General features: G+C 71.0%; 1 protein-coding gene. It reads right to left on the bottom strand.

The genetic code is table 11. The features are described 5' to 3' along the window. Positions 1–457: 457 nt before the first annotated feature. A complete protein-coding gene (locus tag JL475_RS38700; RefSeq protein ID WP_202282878.1) occupies positions 458–1966 on the bottom strand; it encodes a serine/threonine protein kinase in 1509 nt (502 codons plus the stop codon). Positions 1967–2176: the final 210 nt, after the last annotated feature.

The raw sequence follows: 2176 nt of genomic DNA, 5'->3' as shown, positions 1-2176 counted from the left end.
TCTCCTGGATGGTCCTCGCCTGTGTGGTCGGCGTCGTCGCCCTGTACGCCTACAGCACGGCGACGACCGGCACGCACTGAGCAAAGCCCGCAGACCCTGTGGGCTCGGGAAGCCATCGCTGCTGCTCAGGCCGCGGAGCGGTACTCGTTGACGACGCCGCCGAGGACGCGGGTGCGCAGGGGCCTGCGTGTATCGGGGGCGTGCACGGTGGCGGGCTGTCGGGCCGATTCGGGTGGCCGCCGACGGCGGGGCCGAGGGGGCCGGTGCGCGGTGTGGTGCCGCTGGTAGGGGGCCAGGACCTGTCGGACGTGAGCCTCGCCCCTGATGAGGACGTGATCGAGGGCGTCCCGCCGGATGCCACCGATGCTCCTCCCGCCGCGGGCATTCCTCCACGGCGCTCGCGGCGCGCTCTTGCCGTCTCGACTCCTCGTTGACGATCGGCATCCCGCTCGCACCGTCAGCGTTCCGTGGCCGTCTTCTCGGCTTCCTTCTGCGGTGCCGTACTTTCGGCCTTTTCTGTCTTCTCTGCTTGGCCGGGCGGTCGGTGCGGGGTCCCGGTTGCCGCGTCGCCCGGCGTTGCCGCCCCGGATGTGTCCGTGTCGCTCGGTGCGGCTTGTTCCGTCTTGGCTGGGTCGTCGGCGGAGCGGTGGTTCGGGCCGGGAGAAGCGGGGCCGGTGCTTTGCCCGGGTACGTCGTCGGGGGGTGTGCCGGCAGAGGTGCTGGGGTCGGAGGACGGCGCCGCCGCAGACGTCCTGGCCGCCTCCTTCTGCCCCGCGCTGCCAGGAGGAGCCGAGTCGGGGAGTGCGCCGGCAGAGGCGCTGGGGTCGGAGGACGGCGCCGCCGCAGACGTCCTGGCCGCCTCCTTCTGCCCCGCGCTGCCAGGGGGATCCGGCTTTCCAGTGGGGGCGCTCGTGGCCCTGATCGCGCTTCGGTCATCGCCCGGTGGGGCGGAGTCGTCGGTGACGGCGAAGGCGGTTGCCATGACAGCGGCGAGTGCAACGCTCGCGCCGGCCACGAGGGCGCGCCCACGCGCGGGCGTAGTGCGGGAAGCAGCCTGCTCCTCGTCGGGCAGCGGATTGATGTGCGTGCGGTCGGCCGTCTGCGATGGTCCGGGGCCGGCGACGAGGCTCGTGGCGTGCGCCGGCGGGCCGGCTTCAAGACGTGCTGTCTCGGCCGATGCCGCCAGGGTGCGGGCGCAGTCGCGGGCCGTTGGGCGGTTCTGCTCGTCCAGGGCTGTCATGTCCCGCAGCAGGACGGCCAGTTGTTCCGGCAGGCAGGGGGGCAGGATGGGTTGGCGGTGCAGTCGTGCGATCGCGGCCTCAAGGGGGCCACCGTCGTACTCGAGCCTGCCCGTGAGGCATTCGAGGAGCACCAGGCCGAGGGCATACACGTCGGCGGGCCGGCCGACGGGCCGGCCGAAGACCTGCTCGGGGGAGAGGTAGGCGGCGGTGCCGACGAGCGTGCCGGTGGCGGTGCGGCTGGTGGCGTCCAGCAGTCGGGAGATGCCGAAGTCGGTCAGGTAGGGGCGGTGGGAAGCGTCCAGGAGGATGTTGGACGGTTTGACGTCCCGGTGGACGATTCCCGCTTCGTGTGCGTGCGCCAGCGCGTGGGCCAGGCCGACGCCGAGTGCGGCAGTCGCTTTGGGTGGCAGCGGGCCCTTGGCGATGCGGTTTTTCAGTGTGTCGCCTTCGATCAGTTGCATGACCAGGAAGACACGTCCGTTGTGCTGCCCGGCGTCGTAGGCGGTGACAAGTCCGGGGTGGTGCAACCGGGCCAGGATCACCGCTTCGCTGTGCAGGTTCTCCTCGACGTCGATGCCGGTGTCGAGCCGGAAGACCTTGACCGCCACCGGTCGTTTCAATCGCAGATCGAAACCTCGGTAGACATCCGCGGCGCCGCCCGAACCAAGGAGATCGTCCAGACGGTACCGGCCGCTCAGTACCTCGGCGGAACACCGGGAAGCCATGGTCCGAGCCGACTCACGAAGCCTCATTCCCTCTCCCACTGCGTTGAGGTGCGAATGCTCCTGGCGAGCCGTGGTCGGCGCGCCGCCGGACACGGGTACCCACGGCGAGTTGGAATACCCCGGTACGGCACCGCGGCGGCGCTGTCACGTTGTTGAGTGTGTGAGTGCCTGACGGTGTGTCGGGTGTGGTGGGGCCGGGGTCCGGCTCCG

The sequence above is a fragment of the Streptomyces sp. M2CJ-2 genome, from assembly GCF_016757295.1.
Taxonomy (GTDB): domain Bacteria; phylum Actinomycetota; class Actinomycetes; order Streptomycetales; family Streptomycetaceae; genus Streptomyces.
This window is presented reverse-complemented; position numbering and strand designations above follow the sequence as displayed.

Excerpts from the sequence above, each read along its gene's own strand:
- JL475_RS38700 (WP_202282878.1), bottom strand. The coding sequence starts at position 1,966 with ATGGCTTCCCGGTGTTCCGCCGAGGTACTGAGCGGCCGGTACCGTCTG.